Raw genomic sequence first — 2,253 nt, 5'->3', positions numbered from 1 at the left:
AGCGTAATCCCCACGGTTTGCTCTAGCCGAGCAACGGTGTTGAGAAAGGCAATCCGGGCCGTCAGCTCATTGGTTTGAGCATTCACTAGCGATTCTTCCTGGTTGATCAGCTGAAACAGAGTGACACCGCCTCGCCCCAGTCGAAACTGCTCCTGATCGGCTTCAAGCTGGCGGCGGGCGTTAAAGGTGGCCCGCTCGGCAGCCTCCACCTGGAGCCGACTGGCCTGGGCATCGTTCAGCCCGGCAATCACATCGTTGCGAATTTGGTCTTGCAGCTGGGCCAGGGTGTTATCCTGCTGCTGCAAGGCAATATCGCTGGCGACGCGGCTGGTTTCGGGGGCGGGGTCGCCAAAGGTGCGCGTGGCGACTAGCCCGACGGCGCTGCGATCGCTCTCGCCCAACGTACCATCGGCCACGGCATTGAGCTGCCAGCGCAGGTCGTCTTGGGCCAGCAGCAGGTCTAGCTCCTGCTGCCGTCGCTGCAGCTGAGCCTGCTGATAGTCGGTGCGCTGAGCCAGGGCCACGGCGACTAAGGCTTCAGCGTTGTAGGTGGCGACCTGGGCGGCGGCGGCAGTAAACAGCTGGTCGATCGCATCCACCGAGGCCACAAAGCGCAGATCGCGATCGGTGCCAATTAAGTTGAGCAACGCGCTGTTGGCCTGGTCGAGCTGGTTGCGGGCATCGACTAGGTTGCGCTGGGCATCGGCTAGCGATCGCTCAGGGTCAAACAGGTCAATAGGGGCGCGCCGCCCGGCCTGCACCAGGGCCTGCAAAATTTCTAGCTGCCGCTGTCGCCGCCCCAGGGCCTGGGCCTGAATTTCCACCTGGGCCTGGGCATTGATCAAGTCGTTGTAGCCAAAAATGGCGGTGGTTAGCGTATCAATAACGGTACTGCGCAGGGCTAGCTGGTTGCGGGTTTCGTCCAGACGGGCCTGGTTGAGCGGCGCTTCGTTCACGGCGGTGCCAAAGCCCCGCAGCAGCGGCTGACTGACCCGAAACTGGAGCGCCTGGCTACCCTCAAAGGGGGTCAAGCCCAGCTCAAAGCGGGTGCCCAGGCGAGTGGCGAGGGTGGTATCGAGGCGCACCTCCTGGTCAACATCGGTGCGATCGCCCCCCAGCAGCACCGACCCCAGGCTTTCATCCGTGACGTTACTACCAAAACGGCTGCGGGCCGCATCGGCTCGCAGGGTGGGTGTGAAGCGGGGGCTAAAGGTCTGCTCGGCGGCGGCAAGCTGCTGCCGTTGCACAATTCGCTCTAGCGCCTGGTTGCGCAGCTCGCGGTTGCCCGCCAGGGTCAGGTTGAGCAGGTCGGGTAGCGTCAGGTTAACAACATCTGAATCACTAGTTTCTAGAGCCGGTAACTCAGTATCTACTGGGGGTTCTGCCAGCGGTAGCGATTCAGCTAAAGCGGGGAGAGATAGGTTAACTAGCCCCAGGGCAAACCCCATACTTAGCCCCCCACAAACCATAACAGTCAGGATTTTCATGATTCCTCTAACCCCTTTGACCACTCCCCAAGCATCCCAACCGATATAGAACAATACTTTGTCATGGTTGCTACGCCAAAGTATCACACTGGCTTTCTTCTCCGAAAACACGGCTCCGAAAACACAGCATGAACGCGATGAGCAGATAGAAGGGCATTGCGTTCCCTGAGCGGAGTCGAAGGGAACTAGGGAACTATCGAGTGTTTCATCTAAAGGGATACCAAGGAACAAAGACCACGAGGCATTTCTCTCCACAAGCAAATGTCTCGATTATGCTAACTTCGACTCCGCTCAGCCAGCGGCGCATCGCGTTCCCTGAGCGAAGTCGTTCGCGAAGCGTTTCCTGTGGGAAAAGGGAACTATCGAGTGTTTCGTCTAAGGAAACAAATGTCTTAATTATGCTGGCTTTCTCCTTCGGAGACACGGCATGAACGACTCCGCTCAGCCAGCGGAGCCTCGCGTTCCCTGAGCGGAGTCGAAGGGAACTATCGAGTGTTTCGTCTAAAGGGATACAAAGGAACAAAGACCACGAGGCATTTCTCTCCACAAGCAAATGTCTCGATTATGCTGGCTTCGACTCCGCTCAGCCAGCGGAGGGTCGCGTTCCCTGAGCGGAGTCGAAGGGAACTAGGGAACGTGATTGCTCAACTCAGTAGCCAATCAGCCTGCTGTGAGGTAAGGGCACGGGAGATAGCGTCAAAGGCAGAGATGCTTTGACGGCGAGCCGTGTTTACCAGCGAACGCACCTGGGCGAACAACTCCGCAC

The 2,253-nt window shown here is 58.7% G+C and carries 1 protein-coding gene; it reads right to left on the bottom strand.

All coding sequences use genetic code 11. The annotated features are described in order from the left end of the window. Positions 1–1,487, bottom strand: a 1,487-nt coding sequence (locus IQ273_RS32660) for a TolC family protein (protein WP_194027234.1), incomplete at its 3' end; no start/stop codon positions are given. Between the last annotated feature and the right edge of the window lie 766 nt (positions 1,488–2,253).

Origin of the sequence: Nodosilinea sp. LEGE 07298, assembly GCF_015207265.1 — a bacterium.
Lineage (GTDB): Bacteria > Cyanobacteriota > Cyanobacteriia > Phormidesmidales > Phormidesmidaceae > Nodosilinea.
The sequence above is the reverse complement of the archived record's forward strand: the minus strand, read 5'-3'. Positions and strand labels throughout refer to the sequence as shown.